Origin of the sequence: Rhizobium sp. R693 (genome assembly GCF_002211315.1) — a bacterium.
Taxonomy (GTDB): Bacteria; Pseudomonadota; Alphaproteobacteria; order Rhizobiales; family Rhizobiaceae; genus Rhizobium.
This window is the reverse complement of record NZ_LOKY01000012.1, coordinates 261,162-287,441: the sequence shown is the minus strand read 5'-3', so window position 1 is coordinate 287,441 and position 26,280 is coordinate 261,162. Positions and strand designations below refer to the sequence as shown.

Annotated in this window: 20 protein-coding genes; 13 read left to right on the top strand and 7 right to left on the bottom strand. The window is 59.9% G+C overall.

The annotated features are described in order from the left end of the window. Positions 1-66: 66 nt before the first annotated feature. Positions 67-3,066 (bottom strand): DNA polymerase I, encoded by a 3,000-nt coding sequence (polA, locus tag ATY79_RS13295; protein WP_088704109.1) that lies wholly within the window; start codon positions 3,064-3,066, stop codon positions 67-69. A 422-nt stretch (positions 3,067-3,488) separates the two neighbouring features. Here polA and ATY79_RS13290 point away from each other — a divergent pair, with 422 nt between their 5' ends. Then, positions 3,489-3,905, top strand: coding sequence for a MarR family transcriptional regulator (locus ATY79_RS13290; RefSeq protein WP_088691027.1), 417 nt, complete (start codon positions 3,489-3,491; stop codon positions 3,903-3,905). A 3-nt stretch (positions 3,906-3,908) separates the two neighbouring features. Here the strand turns inward: ATY79_RS13290 and ATY79_RS13285 are convergent, their stop codons facing one another. Then, positions 3,909-6,293 (bottom strand): EAL domain-containing protein, encoded by a 2,385-nt coding sequence (locus tag ATY79_RS13285; protein WP_088704108.1) that lies wholly within the window; start codon positions 6,291-6,293, stop codon positions 3,909-3,911. 201 nt (positions 6,294-6,494) lie between these two features. Between ATY79_RS13285 and ATY79_RS13280 the strand changes: the two genes are divergently transcribed. Further along, positions 6,495-7,883, top strand: coding sequence for a M20/M25/M40 family metallo-hydrolase (locus ATY79_RS13280; protein WP_088691477.1), 1,389 nt, complete (start codon positions 6,495-6,497; stop codon positions 7,881-7,883). Between the two features lie 517 nt (positions 7,884-8,400). Here the strand turns inward: ATY79_RS13280 and ATY79_RS13275 are convergent. Together ATY79_RS13275 and ATY79_RS13270 are read right to left on the bottom strand one after the other, a co-directional pair. Further along, a complete protein-coding gene (locus ATY79_RS13275) occupies positions 8,401-8,583 on the bottom strand; it encodes a hypothetical protein (RefSeq protein ID WP_088704107.1) in 183 nt (60 codons plus the stop codon). A gap of 181 nt (positions 8,584-8,764) precedes the next feature. Continuing rightward, positions 8,765-9,091 carry a hypothetical protein gene (locus ATY79_RS13270; RefSeq protein ID WP_088704106.1) on the bottom strand — a complete coding sequence of 109 codons (327 nt, stop codon included), beginning with the start codon at positions 9,089-9,091 and terminating at the stop codon, positions 8,765-8,767. Between the two features lie 234 nt (positions 9,092-9,325). Here ATY79_RS13270 and ATY79_RS13265 point away from each other — a divergent pair, with 234 nt between their 5' ends. The 5 genes from ATY79_RS13265 (at position 9,326) to ATY79_RS13245 (ending at position 17,500) form a co-directional block, all read left to right on the top strand. After that, positions 9,326-11,674: a transglycosylase domain-containing protein gene (locus ATY79_RS13265; RefSeq protein WP_088704105.1), complete on the top strand. Its 2,349-nt coding sequence runs from the start codon at positions 9,326-9,328 to the stop codon at positions 11,672-11,674. A gap of 235 nt (positions 11,675-11,909) precedes the next feature. Continuing rightward, on the top strand, positions 11,910-13,826 hold the full coding sequence (gene dnaK / locus ATY79_RS13260) for a molecular chaperone DnaK (protein ID WP_088691032.1): 1,917 nt from the start codon (positions 11,910-11,912) through the stop codon (positions 13,824-13,826). Positions 13,827-13,911: 85 nt separating this feature from the next. Continuing rightward, positions 13,912-15,039, top strand: coding sequence for a molecular chaperone DnaJ (gene dnaJ / locus ATY79_RS13255; RefSeq protein ID WP_088691033.1), 1,128 nt, complete (start codon positions 13,912-13,914; stop codon positions 15,037-15,039). Between the two features lie 212 nt (positions 15,040-15,251). Continuing rightward, entirely contained in the window at positions 15,252-17,144 is a 1,893-nt protein-coding gene (locus ATY79_RS13250; protein ID WP_088691034.1) for a tetratricopeptide repeat protein, read from the top strand. A 146-nt stretch (positions 17,145-17,290) separates the two neighbouring features. Beyond that, a complete protein-coding gene (locus ATY79_RS13245) occupies positions 17,291-17,500 on the top strand; it encodes a hypothetical protein (RefSeq protein ID WP_088691035.1) in 210 nt (69 codons plus the stop codon). 7 nt (positions 17,501-17,507) lie between these two features. On the opposite strand, the gene ATY79_RS13240 is transcribed toward ATY79_RS13245, so the two are convergent. Further along, positions 17,508-17,876: a helix-turn-helix transcriptional regulator gene (locus ATY79_RS13240; RefSeq protein WP_088704104.1), complete on the bottom strand. Its 369-nt coding sequence runs from the start codon at positions 17,874-17,876 to the stop codon at positions 17,508-17,510. Between the two features lie 316 nt (positions 17,877-18,192). Here ATY79_RS13240 and mbfA point away from each other — a divergent pair, with 316 nt between their 5' ends. After that, positions 18,193-19,176, top strand: a complete 984-nt coding sequence (gene mbfA / locus ATY79_RS13235) for an iron exporter MbfA (protein ID WP_088691037.1) — start codon at positions 18,193-18,195, stop codon at positions 19,174-19,176. 95 nt (positions 19,177-19,271) lie between these two features. Here the strand turns inward: mbfA and ATY79_RS13230 are convergent, their stop codons facing one another. Both ATY79_RS13230 and ATY79_RS13225 read right to left on the bottom strand, forming a co-directional pair. Further along, positions 19,272-19,871 (bottom strand): transglutaminase-like cysteine peptidase, encoded by a 600-nt coding sequence (locus tag ATY79_RS13230; protein ID WP_088691038.1) that lies wholly within the window; start codon positions 19,869-19,871, stop codon positions 19,272-19,274. Between the two features lie 151 nt (positions 19,872-20,022). Further along, positions 20,023-20,823, bottom strand: coding sequence for an alpha/beta hydrolase (locus ATY79_RS13225; protein ID WP_088704103.1), 801 nt, complete (start codon positions 20,821-20,823; stop codon positions 20,023-20,025). A 179-nt stretch (positions 20,824-21,002) separates the two neighbouring features. Between ATY79_RS13225 and infC the strand changes: the two genes are divergently transcribed. The 5 genes from infC to pheT all read left to right on the top strand — a co-directional run bounded on the left by infC (position 21,003) and on the right by pheT (position 26,263). Beyond that, the gene (infC, locus tag ATY79_RS13220; protein ID WP_088691478.1) at positions 21,003-21,539 is read left to right on the top strand and encodes a translation initiation factor IF-3; all 537 of its coding nucleotides are present in this window, start codon (positions 21,003-21,005) and stop codon (positions 21,537-21,539) included. Between the two features lie 292 nt (positions 21,540-21,831). Then, positions 21,832-22,035, top strand: a complete 204-nt coding sequence (gene rpmI / locus ATY79_RS13215; RefSeq protein ID WP_007529267.1) for a 50S ribosomal protein L35 — start codon at positions 21,832-21,834, stop codon at positions 22,033-22,035. A gap of 39 nt (positions 22,036-22,074) precedes the next feature. After that, positions 22,075-22,479, top strand: coding sequence for a 50S ribosomal protein L20 (gene rplT, locus ATY79_RS13210; RefSeq protein ID WP_007529269.1), 405 nt, complete (start codon positions 22,075-22,077; stop codon positions 22,477-22,479). A gap of 262 nt (positions 22,480-22,741) precedes the next feature. Continuing rightward, positions 22,742-23,824 (top strand): phenylalanine--tRNA ligase subunit alpha, encoded by a 1,083-nt coding sequence (gene pheS, locus ATY79_RS13205; protein ID WP_088691040.1) that lies wholly within the window; start codon positions 22,742-22,744, stop codon positions 23,822-23,824. A 15-nt stretch (positions 23,825-23,839) separates the two neighbouring features. Beyond that, positions 23,840-26,263: a phenylalanine--tRNA ligase subunit beta gene (pheT, locus tag ATY79_RS13200; protein WP_088704102.1), complete on the top strand. Its 2,424-nt coding sequence runs from the start codon at positions 23,840-23,842 to the stop codon at positions 26,261-26,263. Positions 26,264-26,280 lie beyond the last annotated feature (17 nt).

Here is a 26,280-nt window from a genome sequence, read left to right as displayed (position 1 = left end):
AGAAAAATGTTCAATATCAATTATTTGAAACGTGGAGAAAATTTTAATGGATTTTCGACGAAGCGCTCAGTGCGCTTCGTCCCAGTTGGTCGCCGAACGCGCGTCGACCCTCAGCGGCACGCGCATTTCAAGCGCCGGCATGGTGGCGTTTTCCATGACCGAGACGATGATCGGCGTGGCCTTTTCGACGTCTGCATCCTCGACCTCGAAGATCAGTTCGTCATGGACCTGCAGGAGCATGCGCACGCGGTCGCCAAGTCCCGCTTCGGCGAGCGCCGGCTCCATCTTGATCATTGCCCGGCGAATGATATCGGCCGCCGATCCCTGGATCGGTGCGTTGATCGCCGCGCGCTCGTTGAAGGCACGAACCGACGGGTTGGAGGAGCGAATCTCAGGGTAGTTGATTCGCCGCCCGAAGATCGTTTCGACGTAGCCCTTGTCGCGCGCCATCTGCTTGCGGCTGTCCATGTAGTCACGAATGCCGGGGAAGCGCTCGAAATACTTCTTGATGTAGTCGCCCGCTTCCGAGCGCTCGATCGAGAGCTGATTGGCGAGGCCGAACGCGGATATGCCGTAGATGATCCCAAAGTTGATTGCCTTGGCGCGACGCCGCACCTCTGACGGCATGCCCTCGACCGGAACGCCGAACATCTCGGACGCGGTCATGGCATGAATGTCGACGCCGTCGGCAAAGGCTTGCGTTAGCTGCGGGATCTCCGCGACGTGCGCGAGCACGCGCAGTTCGATCTGGCTGTAGTCGGCCGAAATCAGCTTGTGGCCCGGCGACGAAATGAATGCCGTGCGGATCTTGCGGCCTTCCGCCGTCCGCACCGGAATGTTCTGCAGGTTGGGTTCCGAGGAGGACAGCCGGCCTGTCGTCGTCGAGGCCAGCGAATAGGAGGTGTGGACCCGCTTCGTCTGGGGGTGAACGTATCCCGGCAGCGCATCCGTATAGGTCGACTTCAACTTGGTCAGCTGGCGCCAGTCGACGATCTTGCGTGGTAGTTCGAAGCCCGCGGCTGCGAGGTCTTCGAGCACGCTTGCCGAGGTGGACCACTGGCCGGTCTTCGTCTTCGTACCGCCGGCAAGTCCCATCTTGCCGAACAGGATGTCGCCCAGCTGCTTCGGCGAGCCGATGGTAAAGCGAACGCCCGCGAGCTTGAAAATTTCGTCCTCGAGCGCGGCGGCGCCCTGTGCGAGATCGCCGGACAGGCGCGAGAGGATCTGCCGGTCAACGGTGATGCCGCGCTCTTCCATATGCGCCAGAACGGGCACCAGTGGGCGCTCAAGACGTTCGTAAACCGTCGTCAGTTTCTCGGCCGCAAGGCGCGGCTTCAGGACCAGCCAGAGCCGCAGCGTGATATCGGCATCCTCTGCGGCGTAGTGCGTCGCGCGATCGATATCGACGAGGTCGAATGTAACGTTCGACTTACCACTGCCGGCCACGTCCTTGTAGGCAATGGGTGTATGGCCGAGGAACTTCTCCGACAGCGGATCCATGCCGTGCGCGCCGGGTCCGGCGTCCAGCACGTAGGAGATCAGCATCGTATCGTCGAAGTTCTTCGTTTCGACGCCATAGCGCTTCATCAGCAGGTAGTCGTATTTGAGGTTCTGGGCGACCTTCAGGATCGACTCGTCTTCCAAAAGCGCCTTCAGCCGGGGAAGGGCGTCCCGCATCGGGATCTGGTTGTCTGCAAGCCCGCCGCCGAGCAGATCGCCGACGCCGGTCTTGTGGCCGATCGGGACATAGGCGGCGCGGATGCTGGTGCCGGTGGGGTTCTTGTCGTTGTCTGCGATCGCCATCGAGAACCCGACGAGCTCCGCCTGCATCGCGTCGAGCGACGTTGTCTCGGTGTCGAAGCCAACCAGACCCGTCTCGCGCGCATCGGCAATCCATTTGTCGAGCGTCGCGACATCGCGAATGGTGACATAGCGCGAGTGATCGAACGGGAGCGAGGCAAACGCTTCTGCGCGCGCCTTGGCAAAATCAGCCGGCAAGAAGGTGCCTTCGCGACCATTCGCGCCGTTCGCCTTTGCCGGAACAGGCACCGCCTCGCCGGCGACCTCGGGAATTCCACCGGCAACCGGCTCCGGCTCGGCGGCATCGAGGTCCGGCCCGCGCGCTGCTGCACCCCACTCGACCGGCACATCGACCGCATCGATGGCGCTGGCATCGCAATCGCAAGCCTCGGCCACCCGCCGCGTCAGCGAGGTAAACTGCATGGCCTTCAGGAAACCGATCAGCTTTGGCCCGTTTTGCGGCTCGAGGATCAGGTCTTCGACCTTGAGTTCAAGCGGAACGTCGATGCGCAGCCGCACCAGCTCACGCGACAGGCGGGCCTTGTCGGCATTCTCGATGATCGTTTGCCGGCGCTTTTCCTGCTTGATCTCGGTCGCGCGTTCGAGGAGCGCGTCGAGATCGCCGTATTCGGCAAGCAGCTGCGCCGCCGTCTTCGGGCCAATGCCGGGAATGCCAGGCACGTTGTCGACCGAGTCGCCGGTCATCGCCTGAAGATCGATCATTTTCTCGGGTGGAACGCCCCATTTCTCAATGACATCAGGGATACCGATCTGCTTGTCCTTCATGCTGTCGTACATGTGGACAGCAGGCGTCACCAGCTGCATCAGATCCTTGTCCGAAGACACGATCGTCACGTCAGCGCCGAGGGCCTCGGCCTGGCGCGCATAGGTCGCAATGATGTCGTCGGCCTCGAAGCCTTCAGTTTCGATGCACGGCAGATTGAAGGCCCGCGTGGCTTGGCGGATGAGCCCGAATTGGGGGATCAGTTCCTCCGGCGGCGCCGAGCGGTTGGCCTTGTAGGCGTCGTAGAGATCCTTGCGGAACGTCCTTGCCGAGTAGTCGAAGACGACCGCCAGATGCGTCGGCGTCACGCCGACCGATGTGTCGCGCGCATCCGTCAATAGCTTCCACAGCATGTTGCAGAATCCCGAAACCGCTCCCACCGGCAAGCCGTCGCTTTTGCGGGTGAGTGGGGGGAGTGCGTGAAAGGCTCGAAAGATGAAACCGGAGCCGTCGACAAGGAAAAGATGATCGCCTTTTTTCATGGCGTCATGGATAGCGCGGCGACCTTGGAAGGTCCATATAAAGTTCGGAGGGAGAAAAGATTCTGCCTCACCAAACTGTTACTAATTTGTAATAGTCAATCCTCAGCTTTCCCTTGAAAAGCCACATTCCCGATCACAAATGATTACTACCGACGTTTGATCGTGTTGATCGCGTCGAGGGTCTGATAGCTGGCTTGTCCCCCGCCGCATCGGACTTGGACAAAGGCCTTATCCCCTCTCCGGGCCTTTGTCCCCATTTTAGAGCCGCCATAGCCAGACCTCCAGGCTATGGCGGCTTTGTTTTTCTGCTCTATCTTTCCAAGGACAACCTGCGATGAAGCGTTTGTGATCCATCGTATGAGATTTGTTGCATTGTTTTGTCGAGTTTTTTGCGACTAACTGAAAAGATGGGAATTAATCGTATGGACTCGGGGGCTTACCTTGCCAGCCAGCTGGCCAAGGGCTTCGCTCGTTCGCTCCAGCAGCGCGCGGCAAGGCTCGGCTTTTCGCCAGGGCAGTTCCCGGTTCTTCTCGAACTTTGGGCCGAGGACGGGCTGACGCAGAAGCAGTTGCTGGCCCGCGTCGACATCGAACAGGCGACGATGGCAAACACCCTCGCACGCATGGCGCGAGACGGGCTCATCGACCGCCGCCCGCATCCGTCCGACAAGCGCGCCCAGCTGATCTTCCTGACGGACAAGGCCAAGGGCATGGAAGACGACGCGATCGAGGCGGCGCGTGAAGCGGATCTAGCGCTGTTTGAGGGCTTCAAGAGCTTCGAACGCGAGCTGACCCTCGAATATATCCGTCGCCTTCTCGACAACGCCAAGAAGCTCTGAGTTCTATTCCGCCGCCGTTATGGTGGCGGAAGCGAGCGGCCGATCCAACTCGCCGTGGGTTGTGAGGAAGCTCTCACGCGCTGCCAGCTTGACGCTCGGCTCGATGTCCGGCTTGCCGAGAAGCAGGCCCTGCATCTGCTCGCAGCCTTCCTCGATGACGATCTGCCGCTGAAGTTCCGTTTCGACGCCTTCGGTCACGACCTGAATTCCCAGGCTGTGACCAAGGCCGATGATGGCGCGCACAATGGAACGGGCGGCGGCGTCATGTTCGAGAATGCCCGTGAAGCTGCGATCCACCTTGATTTTGTCAAATGGCAAAGCGCGCAGGTTCGAAAGCGATGAGAAGCCCGTTCCGAAGTCGTCCATGACGATGCGCACGCCTAGTCCATGCAGACGCATCAGCGTTGCGATGACATTGCTTCGGTCGCGCACGAAGGCAGCTTCGGTAATTTCCAGTTCCAGCCTCTCCGGGGCCAACCCGGTCTCTTCGAGGATCGCCGCAACCCGCTCGCAAAGGTTCGGGAGCATGAACTGCACCGGCGAGACGTTGACGGCAATGGACAGTGGCTGCGGCCACCGCGCCGCTTCGGTGCATGCCTGGCGCATCACCCACTCTCCAAGCTGCACGATCACGCCGCTTTCCTCGGCTATGCCGATAAAGACCTCCGGTTCACTCATGCCATGTCCCGGCCGATTCCACCGCATCAGGGCTTCATAGCCGGTGACGGTATCCGTCCTGCTGTCGAGGATCGGTTGGTAGCTTACGGAGACCTGATTGCGCGTGATCGCATGCCGCAGCTCTGCCTCGATCTGGCGGCGGGCGCGCACGGCCTCGTCCATTTCCGCGTCGAAGAAGCAGGCCTTGCCGCGCCCGCCGTGCTTGGCACGGTAAAGCGCCGTATCGGCGTTATCGCTCAGCTCCTCCGCCGTGTGTCCGTCCGTAGGATAAACAGCGATACCGACACTGATGCCGACGGCGGTCGGATCGCGGGCGATATCCATTTCAGCGGCGAGCCCGTCAAGAATAAGCCCAGCGAGCTTGCGCGCGGCGTCCGGCTGCTGCTTGCCCGTCTGGATGATCGCGAACTCATCGCCTCCAAGTCGGGCGACCGTGTCGCCGTCGTCGGCCACGCGCTGCAGGATTGTCGAGACCTTGCAGAGGATGCGGTCGCCCTCCGCATGCCCGAAGATGTCGTTGACGGCCTTGAAGCGATCGAGATCCAGGCAGAAGACGGCGATCTGCGCGTGCTTGCGCTGGGCCAGTTGAAGAGCGTGGCGGATGCGCGTGTCGAACAGCGAACGGTTCGGCAGGCCGGTCAAGACGTCGTGCTGCGCCAGATGTTCGATCATTTTCTCGGCGCGCTTGCGCTCGCTGAGATCGCGAATCACCAGGACGTCACAGTTGCGCCCGCGATAGACCATGCGACGGGACAGAATTTCTACCGGGATCTCGCTGTCGTCTTTGGTGGTCAGCTGCGTTTCCTCTCGGAAGGCTATCGTACTGCCATCCATGCTCATCAGAAGGGAGGTCGGATCACCCCCGAGCAACTCGGCCAATTGCCAGCCCGACATTTGCTGGAACCGTTCGTTGGCGTCGACGATCTTTCCCTCGCGCAGAACGAGAAGCCCCTCCATCGAGGCGTTTGCGAGGCCGCGCAGATCGGTCAGATGGCTTTCGAGAAACACGGCGCCGAGAGCGACGAGGATCAGGGCCGTGGACACCACCACGATGATCGCTGCCAGCGCTTTGGGCTCCAGAACGGTCGTTGTCACGCTTCGTCCGGGCTCGGGAATGAGCGTAATACTGCTCATGGAAATGAAATGCATCGCTGCGATGGCGAGCACCATGGCAATCGCCGACACCAGCAGCCGTTTCGTTCCCTTGAGCCTCTCGAAGGAGAGAAACGCCATGCTCGCGAGTGTCGCACCAATCAACAGCGCGATCAGCGTTGCCTGGAGATCGTAGACGATATCAACCTGGGCTTCGATCGCCCGCATGCCGGTCAGATGCATCGAACCGATGCCGAGTGCCATCAAGATGCCGCCGGGCACGAAGGAATATTCACTCGAACCCTCCACGGAAACCAGGATGGCGAGCCACGAGACGCATATCGCCAGTATGACGGAGAGTGTTGTCAGGCCAAGGCCATAAGTGATCGTGAAGCCGCCATCGTAGGCCAGCATGGAGATGAAGTGCGTGGCCCAGATGCCGACGCCGCAGGCAAATGCCGATGCCATGATCCAGTGCCGTTGCTGTCCGGGGTCGCATTCCTGAGCGCGGAACAATAGCAGCATGGAGGCAAGGTTGCCGATCAGGCAAACAATAACGGCGGCAACAATCAGACGCCAGTCATGGTTCTCGCGAATGCAGGTGACTACAGAGAACATATCTCACCTCGAACTCATTGTCGGTATACTATTTATCCTTCCCTAAATAACCGTAAATTGTATATGCGATTTCATGCATTCGTCTTGCGGTATATCTGACGCGCCCATCCGTCGTGATCGCCTCCTCTCTCGATCTTTTTTCAACTCGAAAGCGATTTACCTTTGGTCTATCGTCCCGCGGAATTTCGAAAGGAGTCGAAAATGACTGACGTAACGCCGGTGCTTTCGCGCGCAGATCAGAATCTGCCATCAAGCCTCGACAAGCTGTTTGAACTCTTGAGGATCAAATCGATCTCCACTGACCCGGCCTTCAAGGTCGAGTGCCGCAAGGCGGCCGAATGGCTGGTTTCCTATCTCGAGACGCTGGGTTTCGATGCTTCCGTGCGCGATACGCCCGGTCATCCCATGGTTGTCGCCCATCATGCCGGTGCGAGCGCCGACGCGCCACACGCGCTGTTTTACGGCCATTACGACGTGCAGCCGGTCGATCCCATCGAGCTTTGGGAGAATGATCCGTTCGAACCGTCGATCAAGGATGTCGGCAATGGCCGGAAGATCCTTACGGGTCGCGGCACCGCCGACGACAAGGGCCAGTTGATGACCTTCGTCGAAGCCTGCCGCGCCTACAAGGACGTCAACGGTGCTTTGCCCTGCCGCATCACAATTCTTTTCGAAGGCGAAGAGGAATCCGGTTCACCGTCGCTGAAGCCCTTCCTCGAAGCCAACGCCGCGGAATTGAAGGCGGACTACGCCCTCGTGTGCGACACCGGCATGTGGGACCGCGATACGCCGGCGATTGCTGCGGCGCTTCGGGGTCTCGTCGGCGAAGAGGTCGTCGTGACGGCAGCCGACCGCGACTTGCACTCCGGCCTGTTCGGCGGTGCCGCCGCAAATCCGATCCATATCCTGACGGCAGCACTTGCTGGCCTGCACGATGAAACCGGTCGCATCACGCTCGAGGGCTTCTATGATGGCGTGGAAGAAACGCCGGCCAATATAAAGGCATCCTGGGAAACCCTCGGCAAGACCGCCGAGACCTTTTTGGGCGAGGTGGGTTTGTCGATCCCGTCGGGAGAGAAGGGCCGGTCGGTCCTCGAATTGACCTGGGCGCGTCCGACCGCTGAGGTCAATGGCATCTGGGGTGGCTATACCGGTGAAGGCTTCAAGACGGTGATCGCAGCCAAGGCCTCCGCCAAAGTCTCCTTCCGTCTCGTCGGGACGCAGGATCCGGATGCCGTCCGGGAAAGCTTCCGCAGTTACATCCGCTCGAAAATCCCCGCCGATTGCTCAGTCGATTTCCATCCGCATGGCGGCTCGCCGGCAATCCATCTTTCCTACGATTCGCCGGTGCTGACGAAGGCCAAGAATGCGCTTTCCGACGAGTGGCCAAGGCCCGCCGTGGTCATCGGCATGGGCGGATCGATCCCGATCGTCGGCGACTTCCAGAAGATGCTCGGCATGGAATCGTTGCTGGTCGGCTTCGGCCTCAGCGACGACCGCATTCACTCGCCAAACGAGAAGTACGAGCTCGCTTCCTATCACAAGGGTATCCGGTCCTGGATTCGCATCCTGGAAGCGCTGGCCAAGTAACAGGAAGCGCGCGCTCGAGCGCCCGAAAAACAAAAAGGCCGGAACAAGCCGGCCTTTCGTCATTCGCTTCACTTCGATGCCAGTACATCCGTGGTCAAGGAGGAGGCGAATGTTGCAGCCAGACTGATCGGGAAAGGTTAACGTATGGTTAACCGCAGAGCCGCGATCAAAACGATGGAAGTGGCAACGTTGCTTGCGCGCACAGCTTTCCATCGGCTGCAATATGTTGATCCCTATGTCGGAACGCCGACTTCGGGTTTCAAGTAGGACGAACGCATTTCTGCGTTTTTAAGCTTTCAAGTGTTCAACGAGAGCGCTGCTGCGACCGCCATTTGCTCAGCCTGCGCTTGCCAAGGTGGAGGCTTTCACAGGAGAAATGGGAAGGCCCGGCGCTCTGGGAGAGACACCGGGCCTGATCGTGATCGGCACGTTTGAGGGGAGACGGCCGACCTTTAGCGAAACGTGTAGGGCGTGTTTCGCTACGCAACTAATTCACGGCGTCCCTAATGGTTCCCTGCTACCAGAGAGAAACTGAATTCTGACAACAGCCCAGCAACTCGCGCATCTCCGCGAACGGGCCGTGCAGCATCTTCAGGCGGCTCTCTTCCATCTTTGTCAGCCGGTAGCGGCGTGCAAACTCTTGCACGCTCCAAACTTCACGCAGCCTGAATTCTTCGGTGTTACTAAAGTCGATGCTCATGAAATGCCTACCTAATGCGCGTTCTGCGCTAATCTTAGGCGCAATTCGACGTGCTATATGTCAGATTTGTGACGGTCGCAACGAATGGCAGCCATGCCAAAAAAGCGTGGCTTGGCGGGCCAAATAAATCAGAGCCCGACTAGGCCGGGCTCTGATGCTGTCTCTGGTTCGCAGAGTATAATCAGCGCCAGTCGCGATAGCGATCACGAGCCCACGGCGGCGGACGATCCCATCCGTAGGACCGCTCGTAGCGCCAGCCATAGCGTGGCGGGCCGCCCCATCCATAGCGGCGGTCATCGCGCCAGCCGTAACGCGGCGGTGGAGGCCGGTTCCAGTTCGGGCGGCAATTGCCCCACCGCGTCAGGTGGTATCCGCGCCCGCAAGCGTAGTCGACAAGTACCATATTTTGGGCCGCAATGCCGTTCATCGGCGCGACCGGCATCGCTTCAGCCGCGGAAACGCCAAATCCACACATGGCGATCGCGACTGCAATCATTCTCATACGCATCTTTGCACCTCTGTTATGCAAGTCCCTTGCGCGTCGATTAGAGAGCCCGTTCGGTGAATGGGGGCTGAACCAAATTTGACATTATTGGGGCAAACGCGGACCGCTCTAACCACTTCTTAACCACCCCTTAAATCGCCGCATTTAAAGTTCAACCGGGCGAAGAACCGTTTGGCAAAGCACGGTTTCTGCGGCGTCGCCGCTGACGAAGCGAAGATGGGGTGAACCGGGTACTAGATGGCGGGCAGAGGCAAATCACGCGACAGGATCGAACCTTCTTTCAGCGGTCGCGACGACCGTGACGATGATGACGATTTCTCGCTCGATGCCGATGACCGCGTGGTGCGCGGACGCTCGACTAGGCGCGCAACGCCGAAACCGTCCCGCGCGCGGCAGCCGGAGCGTCGCAAACGCGACCGCCGCGATCGCGAAGGGGGTGGGCTCTTCGGCTTCATCCGTCGCATCGTCTACTGGTGCATCGTTTTCGGCATTTGGGCTGGGATCGGCGTCGCCGGCCTCGTTATCTACTACGGCTCGCGTATGCCGAGCGCCAGCACCTGGGCCATTCCAGAGCGTCCGCCGAACGTCAAGATCACCGCTGTCGACGGCAGCGTCATCGCCAATCGCGGCACGACGGGCGGCGAGGCCCTCGCGCTCGAAGACATGTCGCCGTACATTCCCGAAGCGATCGTCGCCATCGAAGATCGCCGCTTCTACTCGCATTTCGGCGTCGATCCGCTTGGCCTTGCACGTGCCTTCGTTACCAATCTGACGACTGGGCGCATGGTCCAGGGTGGCTCGACGCTGACGCAGCAGCTTGCAAAGAACCTCTTCCTGTCGCCGGACCGCACGCTGGAGCGCAAGGTGCAGGAAGTCCTGCTCGCCCTGTGGCTGGAGCAGAAATACACCAAGGACCAGATCCTTGCGATGTATCTCAATCGCGTGTTTTTCGGCTCGAACGCCTATGGCGTCGAAGCTGCCTCGCGCCGTTACTTCAACAAGTCCGCACGCGATGTGAACCTCGGTGAAGCAGCCCTTCTTGCCGGTCTCGTCAAGGCACCGTCGCGTCTGTCGCCGGCACGCGATCCCGAGGCCGCCAATGCCCGCGCACAGGTGGTGCTGCAGACGATGCGCGAGCAGGGCTATATCACCGATGACGAAGTCAAGACCGCCATGTCGCAGACGCCGGCCAAGGCAAAGCGCTATTGGTCGGGCGCCGGTCACTATGTCGCCGATATGGTGATGGACCAGCTGCCCGCCCTGATCGGCGACGTCAAGGAAGACATCGTCGTCGACACGACGATCGACAAGACGCTGGAAAAGCGCGCGGAGCAGTCGCTGAATGACGTCCTTGGAAAGGACGGCGCCAAGCTCGATGCCTCTCAGGCAGCACTGGTCTCTCTCGACGGGACCGGTGCGATCCGTGCCCTCGTCGGCGGCAGGGACTATGCCGACAGTCAGTTCAACCGCGCCGTCACCGCCAAGCGCCAGCCCGGATCGTCCTTCAAGCCGTTCGTCTATGCCGCGGCACTCGAAAAGGGCCTGACGCCGTTCTCCGTATTCAATGACGCGCCGATTCGGATCGGCGACTGGACGCCTGAGAACTACGAGAAGAAGTATAATGGCGAAGTGACCCTCGCGACGGCGCTCGCAAAGTCGCTGAACACGGTCGCTGCCCAGCTGGTCATGTATGATGGACCGGATCAGGTCATCAAGCTGGCACACCGCCTCGGCATCGAATCGGAGCTGCAGCCGAATGCCTCGATCGCTTTGGGCACGTCCGAGGTGTCGTTGATGGAGCTCACCGGCGCCTATGCCGCCTTCATGAATGGCGGCTACAAGGCAACGCCGCATGTGATCCGTCGCGTGACGACGGCCGACGGCAGCAAGGTGCTCTACGAGAACACCTACGATAATCCGCCGCGTGTCCTGTCGGAAGCGATTGCCGCCAACATGAACACGATGATGATGGGCGTCATCAACCAGGGAACTGGCAAGAGCGCCAAGCTTTCTGGCTGGCAGGCAGCCGGCAAGACCGGCACCACCCAGAATTCGCGGGACGCGCTCTTCGTTGGCTTCACCAGCAATCTCACAACCGGCGTCTGGTTCGGCAACGACGACGGTAAGCCGATGAGGAAGGTGACAGGCGGCGGCTTGCCGGCCAAGGCGTGGCAGGAATTCATGGTCGCTGCACACAAGGGACTGTCGCCGGCACCGCTGTTCGGCAACGGGCAGTTCATGGCTGATCCCGCAGCCAATCCCGGTGTTGGCGATCAGCCGATGGCGTCTGTCGAGCCTGGTGCGGCGCCACCGCTTGAAGAGCCGACGACGATCGGCAGCATTCTTTCCGGTGTCTTCGGAGGCGGGGCTGATGTTCGTGAGCGCAATCCACAGGCGACCGATCGACCGAGACGTCAGCCGATGGCGCCGGCTAATGGCGGTCCGGTGCCTCCCGCCGACATCGCTCAGGACGGCGATGATGGCTACGGCGATGCGCTGCCGCCTGGTGATATCGGCGAGCCTGAACCGTCGCCGGCAGGCAAGCCGAGACGGACGACATTGCTCGACTTGATCATGGGGCAGTAGCCAAAGCGTTTGGCCGGAAAAATGCCATTTTCCTGCGCCTGTCGAAATTAATCGCTGGGCGCTTGTTTTGCTGGTTTTCTGGCTATTTCTCGCCTTGCAGTCCCGAAAACCGCTCCTTATATACGCGGCATCACCGCAATCACGATTGCGTTAATCTTAAAGACCCATCCCGTAAGGGGCTGTCAGGGAAATGCCTTCTCGGGGTTCCGACAGCTTGCTTCAAGGAGAGAATGACATGGCAAAAGTAATTGGTATCGACCTCGGAACGACAAATTCCTGCGTCGCGGTCATGGACGGCAAAGACGCAAAGGTCATTGAGAATGCGGAAGGCGCGCGCACAACCCCTTCCATGGTGGCGTTTTCCGATGATGGCGAACGCCTCGTCGGTCAGCCGGCCAAGCGCCAGGCTGTCACCAACCCCACGAATACCCTCTTCGCTGTAAAGCGCCTCATCGGCCGCCGCTACGAAGATCCGACCGTTGAGAAGGACAAGAGCCTCGTTCCTTTCCACATCGTCAAGGGTGACAACGGCGACGCCTGGGTCGAGGCCCAGGGCAAGTCCTATTCTCCGGCACAAATCTCCGCGATGATCCTTCAGAAGATGAAGGAAACCGCCGAATCCTATCTCGGTGAAAAGGTCGAAAAGGCCGTCATCACCGTTCCCGCATACTTCAACGACGCACAGCGCCAGGCAACCAAGGATGCCGGCAAGATCGCTGGTCTCGAAGTTCTCCGTATCATCAACGAGCCGACGGCGGCAGCCCTTGCCTACGGTCTCGACAAAAAGGACGGCAAGACCATCGCCGTTTACGACTTGGGTGGCGGTACCTTCGATATCTCGATCCTCGAAATCGGCGACGGCGTCTTCGAAGTGAAGTCCACCAACGGCGATACCTTCCTCGGCGGTGAAGACTTCGACATGCGTCTCGTCGAATACCTCGTTGCCGAGTTCAAGAAGGATAACGGCATCGACCTCAAGGGCGACAAGCTTGCCCTGCAGCGCCTCAAGGAAGCTGCTGAAAAGGCGAAGATCGAACTGTCGTCCGCTCAGCAGACCGAAATCAACCTGCCGTTCATCACCGCTGATGCGACCGGCCCGAAGCACCTGACGCTGAAGCTGACGCGCGCCAAGCTCGAAAGCCTGGTCGACGATCTCGTCCAGCGCACCATCGCACCGTGCAAGGCAGCCCTCAAGGATGCCGGTGTCACGCCTGCCGAGATCGACGAAGTCGTTCTCGTCGGTGGTATGAGCCGCATGCCGAAGGTCCAGGAAGTCGTCAAGCAGCTGTTCGGCAAGGAGCCGCACAAGGGCGTCAACCCGGATGAAGTCGTAGCCCTCGGCGCCGCCATCCAGGCCGGCGTTCTTCAGGGCGACGTCAAGGACGTTCTGCTCCTCGACGTAACCCCGCTGTCTCTCGGCATCGAGACCCTCGGTGGCGTCTTCACCCGTCTGATCGAGCGCAACACCACGATCCCGACGAAGAAGTCGCAGACCTTCTCGACCGCCGACGACAACCAGCAGGCCGTCACCATCCGCGTTTCGCAGGGCGAGCGCGAAATGGCTGCCGACAACAAGCTGCTCGGCCAGTTCGACCTCGTTGGCCTGCCGCCGGCACCGCGTGGCGTTCCGCAGATCGAAGTGACCTTCGACATCGACGCCAACGGCATTGTGCAGGTTTCGGCCAAGGACAAGGGCACCGGCAAGGAACAGCAGATCCGCATCCAGGCTTCGGGTGGTCTCTCCGACGCCGATATCGAGAAGATGGTCAAGGATGCCGAAGCCAACGCCGAAGCCGACAAGAAGCGTCGCGAAGCCGTGGAAGCCAAGAACCAGGCCGAAAGCCTGATACACTCCACGGAAAAGTCGCTGAAGGATTATGGTGACAAGGTCTCCGAGACCGACCGCACCGCGATCTCCGATGCGATCGCCGCTCTGAAGTCTGCCGTCGAAGCAACCGAGCCGGATGCTGAAGACATCAAGGCAAAGACCCAGACCCTCATGGAAGTTTCCATGAAGCTCGGTCAGGCGATTTATGAAGCCCAGCAGGCTGAAGCCGGCTCTGCGGACGCTTCGGCTGAAGGCGGTGATGACAATGTCGTCGATGCCGACTACGAAGAAGTCAAGGACGACGACCGCAAGAAGTCCGCGTAAGCGAGACCAAGCGGTCTAGCTTGAAACTGACGTTCCGGCTGCTCACCATGGCAGCCGGAAAACCATTTCCGGGGTCTAATCCTTAATGGCAAAAGCCGATTTTTACGAAACGCTGGGTGTCGCCAAGACGGCGGACGACAAAGAGCTGAAAAGCGCCTTCCGCAAACTTGCCATGAAGTTTCATCCGGACAAGAATCCGGGCGACCATGACGCCGAGCGCAAATTCAAGGAAATCAACGAAGCCTACGAGACGCTCAAGGATCCGCAGAAGCGCGCGGCCTATGACCGGTATGGTCACGCAGCCTTCGAACACGGCGGCATGGGCGGTGGCGGCGGCGGTTTCGGCGGCGGCGGCTTCTCCGACATTTTCGAGGATATCTTCGGCGAGATGATGGGCGGCGGTCGTCAGCGGCAGCGCTCGTCCGGCGGCCGCGAGCGTGGCGCCGATCTTCGTTACAACATGGAAATTTCGCTGGAGGAATCCTTCTCCGGCAAGACGGCACAGATTCGCGTGCCGACATCGATTACCTGCGACGTCTGTTCCGGCTCGGGCGCAAAGCCGGGCACCCAGCCGAAGACCTGCGGCACCTGCCAGGGTTCCGGCCGCGTACGCGCAGCCCAGGGCTTCTTCTCGATCGAGCGGACCTGCCCGACCTGTCACGGTCGCGGCACGATCATTCCCGATCCCTGCACGAAGTGCCATGGCCAGGGCCGCGTCACTGAAGAGCGTTCGCTTTCCGTGAACATTCCGGCCGGCATCGAAGACGGCACCCGCATCCGCCTGCAGGGCGAGGGCGAAGCCGGCATGCGCGGCGGCCCGGCGGGCGATCTGTATATCTTCCTGTCGGTCAAGCCGCATGAATTCTATCAGCGTGATGGCGCCGACCTCTACTGCACCATCCCGATCTCGATGACGACGGCTGCCCTCGGCGGCACTTTCGACGTCGCGACGCTCGACGGCACGAAGTCGCGTGTTACCGTGCCGGAAGGCACCCAGGCCGGCAAGCAGTTCCGTCTGAAGGGCAAGGGTATGCCGGTGCTGCGTTCGCCCCAAACAGGCGATCTCTACATCCAGATTCAGATCGAAACCCCTCAGAAGCTGACGAAGCGCCAGCGCGAGCTACTTCAGGAGTTCGAGCAGCTTTCCTCGAAGGAGAACAATCCCGAATCGACCGGGTTTTTCGCGCGGATGAAGGAATTCTTCGAGAACTGATCGATCAGACACGAAATGCGGAAAAGGCTCGGTTGTTGCAACCGGGCCTTTGTTTTTTGGTCTTCACCAGACTATGCAGGGTTGTTGCGGCGGTGTGACTTCCATATTCAAAATCGCTTTATTATCTTGTATCAACCGAATGATTGGCAGGACATTAAGATAATAAAAGGTTAAATTAGCAGATCTCGCAACATTGCAGCGCCGGGGGACACTTGGAACGCCGTCTCGCAGCCATCCTTGCAGCAGACATCGTCGGCTACAGCCGATTGATGGGCTCAGACGAATCCGGGACGCTGAGTGCGGTAAAAAATTGCCGCACCGAGTTCCTCAATCCAAAGATTGCCCTGCATCGCGGCCGCATCGTCAAGCTCACCGGTGATGGCATGCTGGTCGAATTCTCCAGCATCGTGAATGCCGTCGCTTGCGCCGATGAGATTCAGCGCGAGACGGCTCAGCGGAATCTGTCCGTGCTGGAAGACAAGCGGATCGAATTTCGGATCGGCATTCATCTGGGCGACGTGATCGTCGAGGAGGGTGACATCTTCGGAGATGGCGTGAATGTTGCCGCACGGCTTGAGACACTCGCCGAGCCGGGCGGCATTGCGGTCTCCGCTTCCGTGAGGGACCATGTCGGAACCCGGCTCGACCTTTCCTTCGAGGACAGGGGCGAGCACAGACTCAAGAACATCAAGGAGCCGGTGAGGGTCTACGCGATTTCGCCACGGCGGGCGCTGCCACTGAAGGTGAACAAGGCCGCCTTGACCGCGGCCAGGGAAAAGCACAAGCAGCTTGTCGCCGTGTTGCCGTTCACCAATATGAGTGGTGACGCCGAGCAGGAGTATTTTTCCGACGGCATCACCGAAGACATCATCACCGACCTCTCGAAGATCTCGAATCTTTACGTCGTCGCGCGCAACACCGCCTTCACCTACAAGGGAAAATCGGTGCAGGTGAAGCAGGTCGCAGCCGAGCTCGGTGTCGACTTCGTTCTAGAGGGGAGCGTCCGCAAGGCGGCGCAGCGCGTGCGCATCACGGGACAACTGATTGACGCTAGGAATGGCGGGCACCTCTGGGCGGACCGCTTTGATCGTGACCTGACCGATATCTTTGCGATCCAGGACGAGATTACGCACGCGATCGTCGATCAGCTCAAGATCAAGCTCTTGCCCGAGGAGCGGCGAGCAATCGAAGCGGAACCGACAAACAATGTCGAGGCCTACACCTACTATCTGCGCGGCCGGCAGCTTTCTCACACCTGGACAAGGCCTTACCTGGTCTTGGCCCGACGGATGTTTGCAACGGCAGTCGCGCTGGATCCGGAATATGCGCGCGCCTATGCCGGCATGGCCGACTGCGAGTCGGCGCTACGCGACTGGCATGCGGGAGAGTACACCCTACAGGGAATTCTCAATCTGAGCGCCAAGGCACTTGCGCTCGATCCAAATCTTGCGGAGGCGCATGCCTCGCGGGGGCTGGCGCTGCACCAGGATGGGCGAGACGAGGAGGCGCTTGCCGAGTTCGAAAAGGCGCTGGCGCTGGAGCCCGATCTCTATGAAGCGAATTTCCACTACGGCCGCTTTCTTTTCATGCAAGGCAAGTTCGAGGGCGCGATCACCTTCTTTATAAGGGCAGCCGAGATACGTCCCGACGACTATCTCTCGCCGATCCATTTGATGAGTGCATGTCGATCGCTTGGGTTGGAGAAAGAACGAGCGCATTGGGCGCGCGTGTGCATTGAGCGCGCCGAAGAGGCCTTGGAGCGGCATCCGGAAAACTCGGGACCGGCTCATCGCGGCGCGCTCGCATTGGCTCACATGGGCGAGGCGGCGCGAGCAAAGGAGTGGGTGAAGCGGGCGCAGACGATCGATCCGGATGATATCGTTGCGCAATACAACGTCGCATGTGTTTATGCGCTGTTGAACGAATGCGACGCCGCGCTCGACTTGTTGGAGGAGCTGCTGCCGCAGTCGTCCTGTTATCATATCCTGTGGTTCAAGCATGATTCGGACCTGGATTCGGTGCGCGATCACCCACGGTTCGAGAAAATGCTGGATGCGATCGAGGCGTGTTCGGCCTCGCTGGACTACAAGGTCGCTTCGGAATAGGGCCGGCGTCCGCCAATTGTTCCACTATGAAACAGGCGGAAGGGTGCATCTGACTTGCGTTAACGCAGGCAGTGAATGCCGCTTTGCAACGACAAACAAAGCAGCCAGTATCCTCTCGGGGATCAACCAAAATAAGGGCAACTTCCATGACGGCAGCAGCCACTACCTTGTCTTTGCAGTCCGATGACGTCGACGTGCTTGCCGGCGCGCTCTACGCGTGGTGTGCCGAGCACAATATCAAGATGCGCAGCCAACAGGGACTTTCAATTGCAAGCATCGCGATTGATCTCTATCACGCGGGTCATCAAACGCAGGACGATCTTCTCGTCGCGCTTCATGAAAGCGACCCGCACTGACGCGAGGTTAGCCTAGCGCCTCGGCGTAAGTTTCACCGGACATGATGGAGAGAATTGTCTTCACGGCCTCCTTGCCAGCCGTGGAGCGAAGCCGGTCGTAGTATACGGCCAGCTCATAGGCTTCTGGGCTGAGGCCTTGCTTTTTCGCGCCATCGTTGGGATTGGCGCCTTCGAACAATTCGGAGATAGCCACGCCCAGAAAGACTGCAATCTGGTGCAATTTACTCGCCGAGACGCGGTTGGTGCCTTTTTCGTATTTCTGAATTTGCTGAAAAGTCAGCCCGAGCGCCTCTCCCAGTTCCAGTTGCGATATGCGTCTTTTGGATCTGAGCGCCCGAACGTTTCTGCCGACAATAATATCTACCGGATCTGGCACCTTGCTGTTCCCTTATAAGGCAATTATTTTGGCTAGTACTATGCCCGCGTTTTGCAATATCTCAACCCTTCAGTTGCAAGATTCAACCGGCCTTTTCTGTGGTTTTTCGGTGTGCATGCCTAGCCATTCGGCGTAGGTATCGACCGCAACGTGCACATTATTTTGGATACCAGTTAAGGGAGGGCGGTCGGCCCGAGCCGCACTCCATTTTTACTTATGGGGCTCGCCCGCCGTTTTCTCATTCGGCTCGCGGCGGGTAACTTGACCAGAGCTAGCGCTGCGCCTATTTTAGAATAATTCTAAAAATGAGGTTGTTATGCTGCGTAGGCTCTTTGGATCATCCAAGCGTTCTTTTGACTCTTTGTCCGAGCAGGAAATACTCGCGCTCGCTATCGGTTCCGAAGAGGACGATGCGCGTATTTATCTCGCCTACGCCGACATGCTGCGTGACGATTACCCCGCCTCCGCCAAGGTCTTCGAGGAAATGGCGGAGGTGGAGGACACTCATAGAAAGTCCCTGATCGAAATTTATCGCCAGCGGTTTGGCGAGCGCATTACGCTCATTCGCAGGGAGCATGTTCGCGGATTTTATGAGCGTAAGCCCGACTGGCTGCGGCGCAATCTGTCATTGGAGAGAATCCGGGGTGAAGCGGCGGCCATGGAACAGCAGGCCTATCGCTTCTACGTCGAAGCGGCGAGCCGCGTGACCGATGCCAACACAAGGCAGTTGCTCGGAGACTTGGCGCTGGCCGAGCAAGGCCATGAAGAGATCACCTATACATTGGGCGACAAGCACACACCCGAGAGTGTGAAGACGGAAGAAGATGTTGCCGCGCGCCGGCAGCTGGTTCTGACCTATGTGCAGCCGGGGCTTGCCGGCTTGATGGATGGCTCGGTGTCGACGCTGGCGCCGATCTTCGCCGCTGCCTTTGCGACCCAAGATACCTGGCAGACGTTTCTGGTTGGCATGTCCGCCTCCGTCGGCGCCGGCATCTCGATGGGCTTTACCGAAGCTGCCCACGATGACGGCAAGATTTCAGGCCGCGGTTCACCGATCAAGCGCGGTCTCGCCTGTGGTGTGATGACGGCGCTTGGCGGTCTTGGCCACACCCTGCCGTATCTGATCCCAAACTTCTGGACCGCGACGACGATGGCGGTGATCATCGCGATCGTCGAGCTCTGGGCGATCGCGTTCATTCAGAACAGATTTATGGAAACGCCGTTCTTGCGTGCTGCTTTACAGGTGGTCGTCGGCGGCGGCCTCGTCCTCGGTGCCGGCATCCTGATCGGCAATGGCTGACTTGCGGCTCCCGCGTGAGGCAGAGCAAATCAACCCAGTCCCAACAAAAAAGGCCGGCATCTCTCGCCGGCCTTTCTTGTTCAATTCGATCTCGCCTACTTCAAAGCACCGACGAGGACGTCGCGGCCATTCTCGATGGTGACCCAGCGACCGGCATTGGCGCTCGACTGGCGCTTGATGAAGGAGTAGGGGGTATCGAACCACGGCTTGACGCTGGATGCCAGGTTGTCGAGCACGAAGTCGCCGTTGTTGGTGCGCAGCGTCAGGACGGCATGGCCTTCGCCGTCAGGCTTGCGAACCACGGTGAGCAGAAGGTTGGCCGGCGAAATTCCGCGCTGGATCAGGATGCGACGCTTCAAAAGGGCGAAGTCTTCGCAATCGCCAGCCGTCGTCGGATAAGCCCAGACCTCATCCTTGCCGTAGATTTCCTTATCGGTCATCGGCGTGATGCTGTTGTTGACCATGGTGTTGACCGACCGCACCATTCCCCATTTGGCATCCGACATCTCGGCCGGCGAGGTATTGCGGTTCGGGCCGCATTCATCGCGGTGTATCTGGCAGAAGTCATAATGGCCGATCGGCTGGGAAGTGGCTGCGCCGGTAACCATCGAGAGGTTGTTGGTGGAAGCCGGCGTCGCGGCTGTAGCCATAGCAAACACGGCCATCATGGCCACGAGGAAACCCTTGATCCGCACGCCCGCTCTTCCCTTGCATCGCCCATGTATTATTAACAAAAAGTTAACGGACGGAGGCTCGGAGAGTCAATCGTTACTTCTAGGGAGGGGCCTGCTACCCACCAACATGGTTAAAATCCGTTAGGATTTGGCACAGGTGGCACCCTTTCGTTTAGCGTATCAGCCCTTTGACCGCGGCCAGCATGCGCTCGATGTCCTGGGGTCGCGACAGCCGATGGTCGCCATCGCGTACGAAGGTCAGCACGACGTCATCGGCGGGCAGATGCTCCACGAGCCTCATCGCATGCTGATAGGGAACGTCGGGGTCCTTCATCCCTTGCAGGATATGCACCGGACACCCGGTCTCGACGATGCCCCTGAGCACGCTGTTGTCGCGCCCATCCTCGATCAGCGCCCGCGTATAGATGTTCGGCTCCGGGCTGTAGGCTGACCGCTCTTCGAAGTAGCCGCGCTCTGCCAGGGAGGCTTTCTCTTTCTTCGTGAGGTTCGGTTCGATCAGATCGGAGGTGAAGTCGGGAGCCGGCGCAATCAGGACCATGCCTTCCAGCCTTGGTCCGTCCTGTCGCTTGGCGAGTTCCTGAGCGAGCCGCAAGGCAATCCATCCACCCATCGACGAGCCGACGAGGAGGATGCGTTCGGGTGATGTGTGGAGGATCACCGCAAGCACTTCCTCCAGCCAGCGCGAGATCGTCCCGTCCTCAAATTTGCCGCCGGATACGCCATGACCGGAATAGTCGAGGCGCAGGCAGGCGAGGCCGTTTTCCGCCGCGAACTTGTCGAGCTCGATCGCCTTGCTGCCGCTCATGTCGGAGCGGTATCCGGATAACCAAACGAGAGTTGGGCCGGTCGTCTGGCCGGATTGGCTGCGCGCGATATAGGCAATCGCGCGGGCGGCCTCGCCCTCACCAACGGTCAGATATTGATGCTCATGGATGAGATTTGCGTCAAACATCGCGGAACTCCAGTCGTTTTGGCCTATAAAACAGATTCTTGACAGGCTGACAGCAGGTGTTTTTTCCGCTAAAGAGTGTTACCGACTCCGTTGCAGCAATGGTGAAACTTCGTTTGTGCTCCCATTATTGGGAGTGCCGAGGCTGCAGCGATCCGAAACAACGCGAGGAGAATACGACCATTCGCAGACCCTTTAAAGCCGACGCGCCCGTGAAGGAAGGGCCGCGCTCGAACCGGGAAATCCGCATCCCCCGAGTTCAGCTGATTGATGCTGACGGACAGAACTTGGGCGTCGTGCCCACCGACCAGGCGTTGAAAATGGCTGAGGAAGCCGGCCTCGACCTGGTGGAAATCTCCCCAAATGCCGAACCGCCTGTGTGCAAGATCCTCGATCTGGGCAAGCTGAAATATGCCAACCAGAAGAAGGCCGCCGAGGCGCGCAAGAAGCAGAAGATTGTCGAAGTCAAAGAAATCAAGATGCGCCCCAACATCGACACCCATGACTACGAGGTGAAGATGAAGGCGATGGGCCGCTTCTTTGAAGAAGGTGACAAGGTCAAGGTGACGCTGAAGTTCCGCGGCCGCGAAATGGCGCACCAGGAACTTGGTATGAAGCTGCTGCAGCAGGTGAAGGCCGACACGACCGAGTATGCAAAGGTCGAAGCCGAGCCCAAGCTTGAAGGCCGTCAGATGATGATGGTGCTCGCGCCGAAGTGAGGCGCGTTGTCACTCTCGTATCAAAGCCGTCCGCGAGGGCGGCTTTTGTATTTTGGCCCAGAAGATTCATTGGCCGCCCCGTTGCACTTTTATGACGCTGCGGTTATAAGCGCGCGTCCGAACTGACCGGCAGGGCATGCCGTGGCAGTTTCGAATGCTTGCGGAACGGTTCGTCACCGGAGCCGCAGATCAACAACAAACGCTCCCGCACCTTGTTGCGACGGCCGGAAACCGGGCATCGCGAGAAGGCTTCTTTGATGAAGAGCCGGGGGTCCAGAAACGGAGTAGCAAAATGCCCAAGATGAAGACGAAGTCTGCTGCCAAGAAGCGGTTCAAGATCACCGCGACCGGTAAGGTCAAGGCTGCAGCTGCTGGCAAGCGCCATGGCATGATCAAGCGTACCAACAAGTTCATCCGCGATGCACGTGGCACCATGGTTCTCGCAGAACCGGATGGCCGCAAGGTCGTAAAGAACTACCTGCCGAACGGTCTCTAAGACTATTCCGCGAACGCTTTAGATTAAGGAGATCATGAAATGGCACGTGTAAAAAGAGGCGTTACCGCCCACGCCAAGCACAAGAAGGTATTGAAGGCCGCCAAGGGCTTTTACGGCCGTCGCAAGAACACCATCCGCGCTGCGAAGGCTGCTGTCGATCGTTCGAAGCAGTACGCTTACCGCGACCGCAAGGTCAACAAGCGCAACTTCCGCGCCCTCTGGATCCAGCGTATCAACGCTGCCGTCCGCGAATTCGGCCTGACCTACGGCCGCTTCATCGACGGATTGAACAAGGCTGGCATCGAAGTTGACCGTAAGGTTCTCTCCGACATGGCAATCCATGAGCCGGAAGCATTCGGTGCACTCGTTGCTGCCTCCAAGAAGGCCCTCGAGTACCTGAAGGACGCCGGTACGAAGAACGAGTTTGAAGCAGCCGTCAACTAAGCCGGCGCCAATCGAACTTTTGCTTCGATGATTTAGAACCCGCGCTGGCCAGGCTTGCGCGGGTTCTTTGCATTGGCACGATGGCGATTGAGACGGCTTGGCCGCTCCTCTTTCGACGTCGTGGCCTTTTTGTGGTGTGCCCGGTTGATTGGCCGCGTGCACATGGGTAGTGATCTGCGACGCTTCATCGTGGCGCACCAGCTATCCGATGCATGTTTTCGTGAATTATCGACAAGACTGACGCCCTGTGAGGCAGGAAAAGATGACCGAACTCGAAACTCTGGAAAAGCAACTTCTGTCTGATGTGGCAGCCGCTGCCGACGAGCCGGCGATCGAAGCCGTGCGCGTCGGCGCGCTCGGCAAGAAGGGCTCGGTCTCCGAGCTCCTGAAGACGCTAGGCGCGATGACGCCGGAAGAGCGCCAGACCCGCGGCGCGGCGATCAATGCGCTGAAGAACGCCGTCACCGACGCGATCACGGAGCGCAAGGCGGAACTGAAGAAAGCGGCGATCGATGCCCGCCTGAAGGCCGAGACGGTCGATGTCTCCCTGCCGGTGCGCTCTTCGCCTGCCGAGCGCGGCCGCATCCATCCGATCAGCCAGATCATCGACGAAATCACCGCGATCTTCGGCGACATGGGCTTCTCGATCGCCGAAGGTCCCGATGTCGAGACCGACTACTATAACTTCACGGCGCTGAACTTCCCTGAGGGCCACCCAGCCCGGGAGATGCATGACACCTTCTTCTTCAATCCGGATGAGAACGGTGAGCGCAAGGTGCTGCGCACGCACACCTCGCCGGTGCAGGTGCGCACCATGGAGGCGCAGAAGCCGCCGATCCGCATCATCATCCCCGGCAAGACATATCGACAGGATTCGGACGCGACCCACTCGCCGATGTTCCACCAGGTCGAAGGCCTGGTCGTCGACAAGAAGGCGAATGTCGCCAATATCCGCTGGGTGCTGGAAGAGTTCTGCAAGTCCTTCTTCGAGGTCGACAGCGTGACGATGCGCTTCCGCCCGTCCTTCTTCCCGTTCACCGAACCCTCCTTCGAGGTCGACATCCAGTGCGACCGCTCCGGCCCGATCGTCAAGTTCGGCGAAGGCACCGACTGGATGGAGATTTTGGGCTGCGGCATGGTGCACCCGAACGTGTTGCGATCAGGCGGTCTCGATCCCGACGAATACCAGGGCTTTGCCTGGGGCATGGGCCTCGACCGCATCGCCATGCTGAAATACGGCATGCCCGACCTGCGTGACTTCTTCAACGCCGATGTCCGCTGGATGACCCATTACGGCTTCCGCCCGCTCGACATGCCGACGCTGTTCGGCGGCTTGAGCGCGTAAGCGAGGATTAAGATCATGAAATTCACACTCTCCTGGCTGAAGGATCATCTGGAAACGGATGCGACCCTCGATGAAATCTGCAAGCGTCTCACCGAGATCGGGCTCGAGGTCGAAGATGTCGACGACAAGGCGGCGTTCAAGCCCTTCGTCATCGCCAAGGTCCTCTCGGCCGAAAAGCATCCGCAGGCCGATCGCCTGAAGGTTCTCTCGGTCGACACGGGCAAGGGCGCGCCGGTTCAGGTCGTCTGCGGCGCCCCGAATGCGCGCGCCGGCCTGATCGGCGCCTTCGCGGCGCCTGGCACCTATGTTCCTGGCATCGACGTGACGCTTGCCGTCGGCAACATCCGCGGCGTCGAAAGCCACGGGATGATGTGCTCTGAGAAGGAGCTGCAGATCTCCGACAGCCACGACGGCATCATCGATCTTCCTGACGACGCACCGGTCGGCCAGAGCTACGCCGCCTACGCGCACCTCGACGATCCGGTCATCGAGATCAACCTGACGCCGAACCGTCCGGATTGCACCTCGATCTATGGCATTGCCCGTGACCTCGCGGCCTCCGGTCTCGGCACGCTGAAGACGCATCGGGCACCGTCCTTCGCCGTTAAAGGCGACACGCCTGTCAAGGTGACGCTTGACCTCGATGACGAGAAGCTTTGCCCGGGCTTTGCGCTGCGCATCGTGCGCGGCGTCAAGAACGGCCCGAGCCCGAAGTGGATGCAGCAGCGTCTGCTGGCGATCGGCCTGCGCCCGATCAACGCGCTCGTCGACATCACCAATTACATGACCTTCGACCAGGGCCGCCCGATGCACGTCTTCGACGCTGCCAAGGTCACGGGCAATCTGACCGTCCGCCGCGCCAGGGATGGCGAGACGGTGCTTGCGCTCGATCAGCGCGAATACAAGCTTGGACCCAACAATGTCGTGATCGCGGACGCCGATGGCATCGAGTCGATCGGCGGTATCATGGGCGGCGAGCATTCCGGCTGCGACGAGAACACCACCGACGTCCTGATCGAGAGTGCTCTCTGGGATCCGATGAACATCGCCAAGTCCGGTCGCAGCCTCGGCATCATCACCGATGCCCGCTACCGCTTCGAGCGCGGCGTCGATCCGGAATACATGGTTCCCGGCATCGAACGCACGACGGAGCTGGTGCTCGAGCTTTGCGGCGGGACGGCGGCCAAGACCGATGTCGTCGGCTACAGGGGCCATGAACCTGACATCGTCGATTTCCCCTATTCGGAAGTGAAACGCCTGACCGGTCTCGACATCTCCACCGAGGAGAGCACCGAGATCCTGACGCGGCTTGGCTTCAAGGTGTTCGGTTCGGGCGAACGGGTTTCCGTCGCCGTTCCGTCCTGGCGTCCCGATGTCGACGGCAAGGCCGACCTCGTCGAGGAAGTCATGCGCATTCATGGCGTCGACAACATCAAGCCGGCGCCGCTGGAAAGCCATGCGGCGGTCAACGGCAGGATCCTGACGACGCTGCAGATCCGCACCCGCACGGCGAAGCGCGCGCTTGCCTCGCGCGGCATGCTGGAAGCCGTCACCTGGTCGTTCATTTCCGAGGATCAGGCAAAGCTCTTCGGCGGCGGCTCGCCGGCTCTGAAGCTTGCCAACCCGATCGCATCAGATATGTCCGACATGCGGCCGTCGCTGCTGCCCGGTCTGCTCAGCGCTGCCCAGCGCAATGCCGACAAGGGTTATGGCGACGTCGCGATCTTCGAAGTCTCCGGCACCTATGAGAACGATCGGCCCGAGGGCCAGCGCCGGGTTGCCGGCGGTGTCCGCCGCGGCACCGCCTCACTTGCCGGCGCAGGCCGCATGTGGCTGAACGCTGCCAAGGGCGGCGGCAAGCCGGTCGACGTCTTCGACGCCAAGGCCGATGCGCTCGCCGTGATCGAGGCTTGCGGACTGCCGATGGGCAATATCCAGATCGAGCAGGGTGGACCGGATTGGTATCATCCGGGCCGTTCCGGCACCATCAAGATGGGTCCGAAAATCGTTCTCGGTTATTTCGGCGAGTTCCATCCCTCGACGCTGGAAGCCCTCGACGTGTCAGGCGCACTCTGCGGCTTCGAGGTCTATATAGACGCGATGGCCGAGCCGAAGAAGAAGGCGACCCGCACCAAGCCGGCGCTGGAGCTTTCGCCCTTCCAGGCCGTCAAGCGCGACTTCGCCTTCGTCGTCGACAAGTCGGTTGAAGCCGGTGCAATCATCAAGGCCGCGTCTGGCGTCGACCGCAAGCTCGTCACCGGTGTCAACGTCTTCGACATCTTCGAAGGCCCGTCGCTCGGTGAAGGCAAGAAGTCGGTCGCGATCGAGGTGCAGATCCAGCCGGTCGAACGCACGCTGACCGACGAGGATTTCGAGGCGCTGACTGAGAAGATCGTTGCCAGCGTGACGAAGTTCACAGGCGGCGTCCTCAGAGCCTAAAGCGCAAGCATCCCGTA

What these genes read in the sequence shown, in the direction of transcription:
- polA (WP_088704109.1), bottom strand. Translation starts at nt 3,066, where the DNA reads ATGAAAAAAGGCGATCATCTTTTCCTTGTCGACGGCTCCGGTTTCATC.
- ATY79_RS13290 (WP_088691027.1), top strand. Translation starts at nt 3,489, where the DNA reads ATGGACTCGGGGGCTTACCTTGCCAGCCAGCTGGCCAAGGGCTTCGCT.
- ATY79_RS13285 (WP_088704108.1), bottom strand. Translation starts at nt 6,293, where the DNA reads ATGTTCTCTGTAGTCACCTGCATTCGCGAGAACCATGACTGGCGTCTG.
- ATY79_RS13280 (WP_088691477.1), top strand. Translation starts at nt 6,495, where the DNA reads ATGACTGACGTAACGCCGGTGCTTTCGCGCGCAGATCAGAATCTGCCA.
- ATY79_RS13275 (WP_088704107.1), bottom strand. Translation starts at nt 8,583, where the DNA reads ATGAGCATCGACTTTAGTAACACCGAAGAATTCAGGCTGCGTGAAGTT.
- ATY79_RS13270 (WP_088704106.1), bottom strand. Translation starts at nt 9,091, where the DNA reads ATGCGTATGAGAATGATTGCAGTCGCGATCGCCATGTGTGGATTTGGC.
- ATY79_RS13265 (WP_088704105.1), top strand. Translation starts at nt 9,326, where the DNA reads ATGGCGGGCAGAGGCAAATCACGCGACAGGATCGAACCTTCTTTCAGC.
- dnaK (WP_088691032.1), top strand. Translation starts at nt 11,910, where the DNA reads ATGGCAAAAGTAATTGGTATCGACCTCGGAACGACAAATTCCTGCGTC.
- dnaJ (WP_088691033.1), top strand. Translation starts at nt 13,912, where the DNA reads ATGGCAAAAGCCGATTTTTACGAAACGCTGGGTGTCGCCAAGACGGCG.
- ATY79_RS13245 (WP_088691035.1), top strand. Translation starts at nt 17,291, where the DNA reads ATGACGGCAGCAGCCACTACCTTGTCTTTGCAGTCCGATGACGTCGAC.
- mbfA (WP_088691037.1), top strand. Translation starts at nt 18,193, where the DNA reads ATGCTGCGTAGGCTCTTTGGATCATCCAAGCGTTCTTTTGACTCTTTG.
- ATY79_RS13225 (WP_088704103.1), bottom strand. Translation starts at nt 20,823, where the DNA reads ATGTTTGACGCAAATCTCATCCATGAGCATCAATATCTGACCGTTGGT.
- rpmI (WP_007529267.1), top strand. Translation starts at nt 21,832, where the DNA reads ATGCCCAAGATGAAGACGAAGTCTGCTGCCAAGAAGCGGTTCAAGATC.
- rplT (WP_007529269.1), top strand. Translation starts at nt 22,075, where the DNA reads ATGGCACGTGTAAAAAGAGGCGTTACCGCCCACGCCAAGCACAAGAAG.
- pheS (WP_088691040.1), top strand. Translation starts at nt 22,742, where the DNA reads ATGACCGAACTCGAAACTCTGGAAAAGCAACTTCTGTCTGATGTGGCA.
- pheT (WP_088704102.1), top strand. Translation starts at nt 23,840, where the DNA reads ATGAAATTCACACTCTCCTGGCTGAAGGATCATCTGGAAACGGATGCG.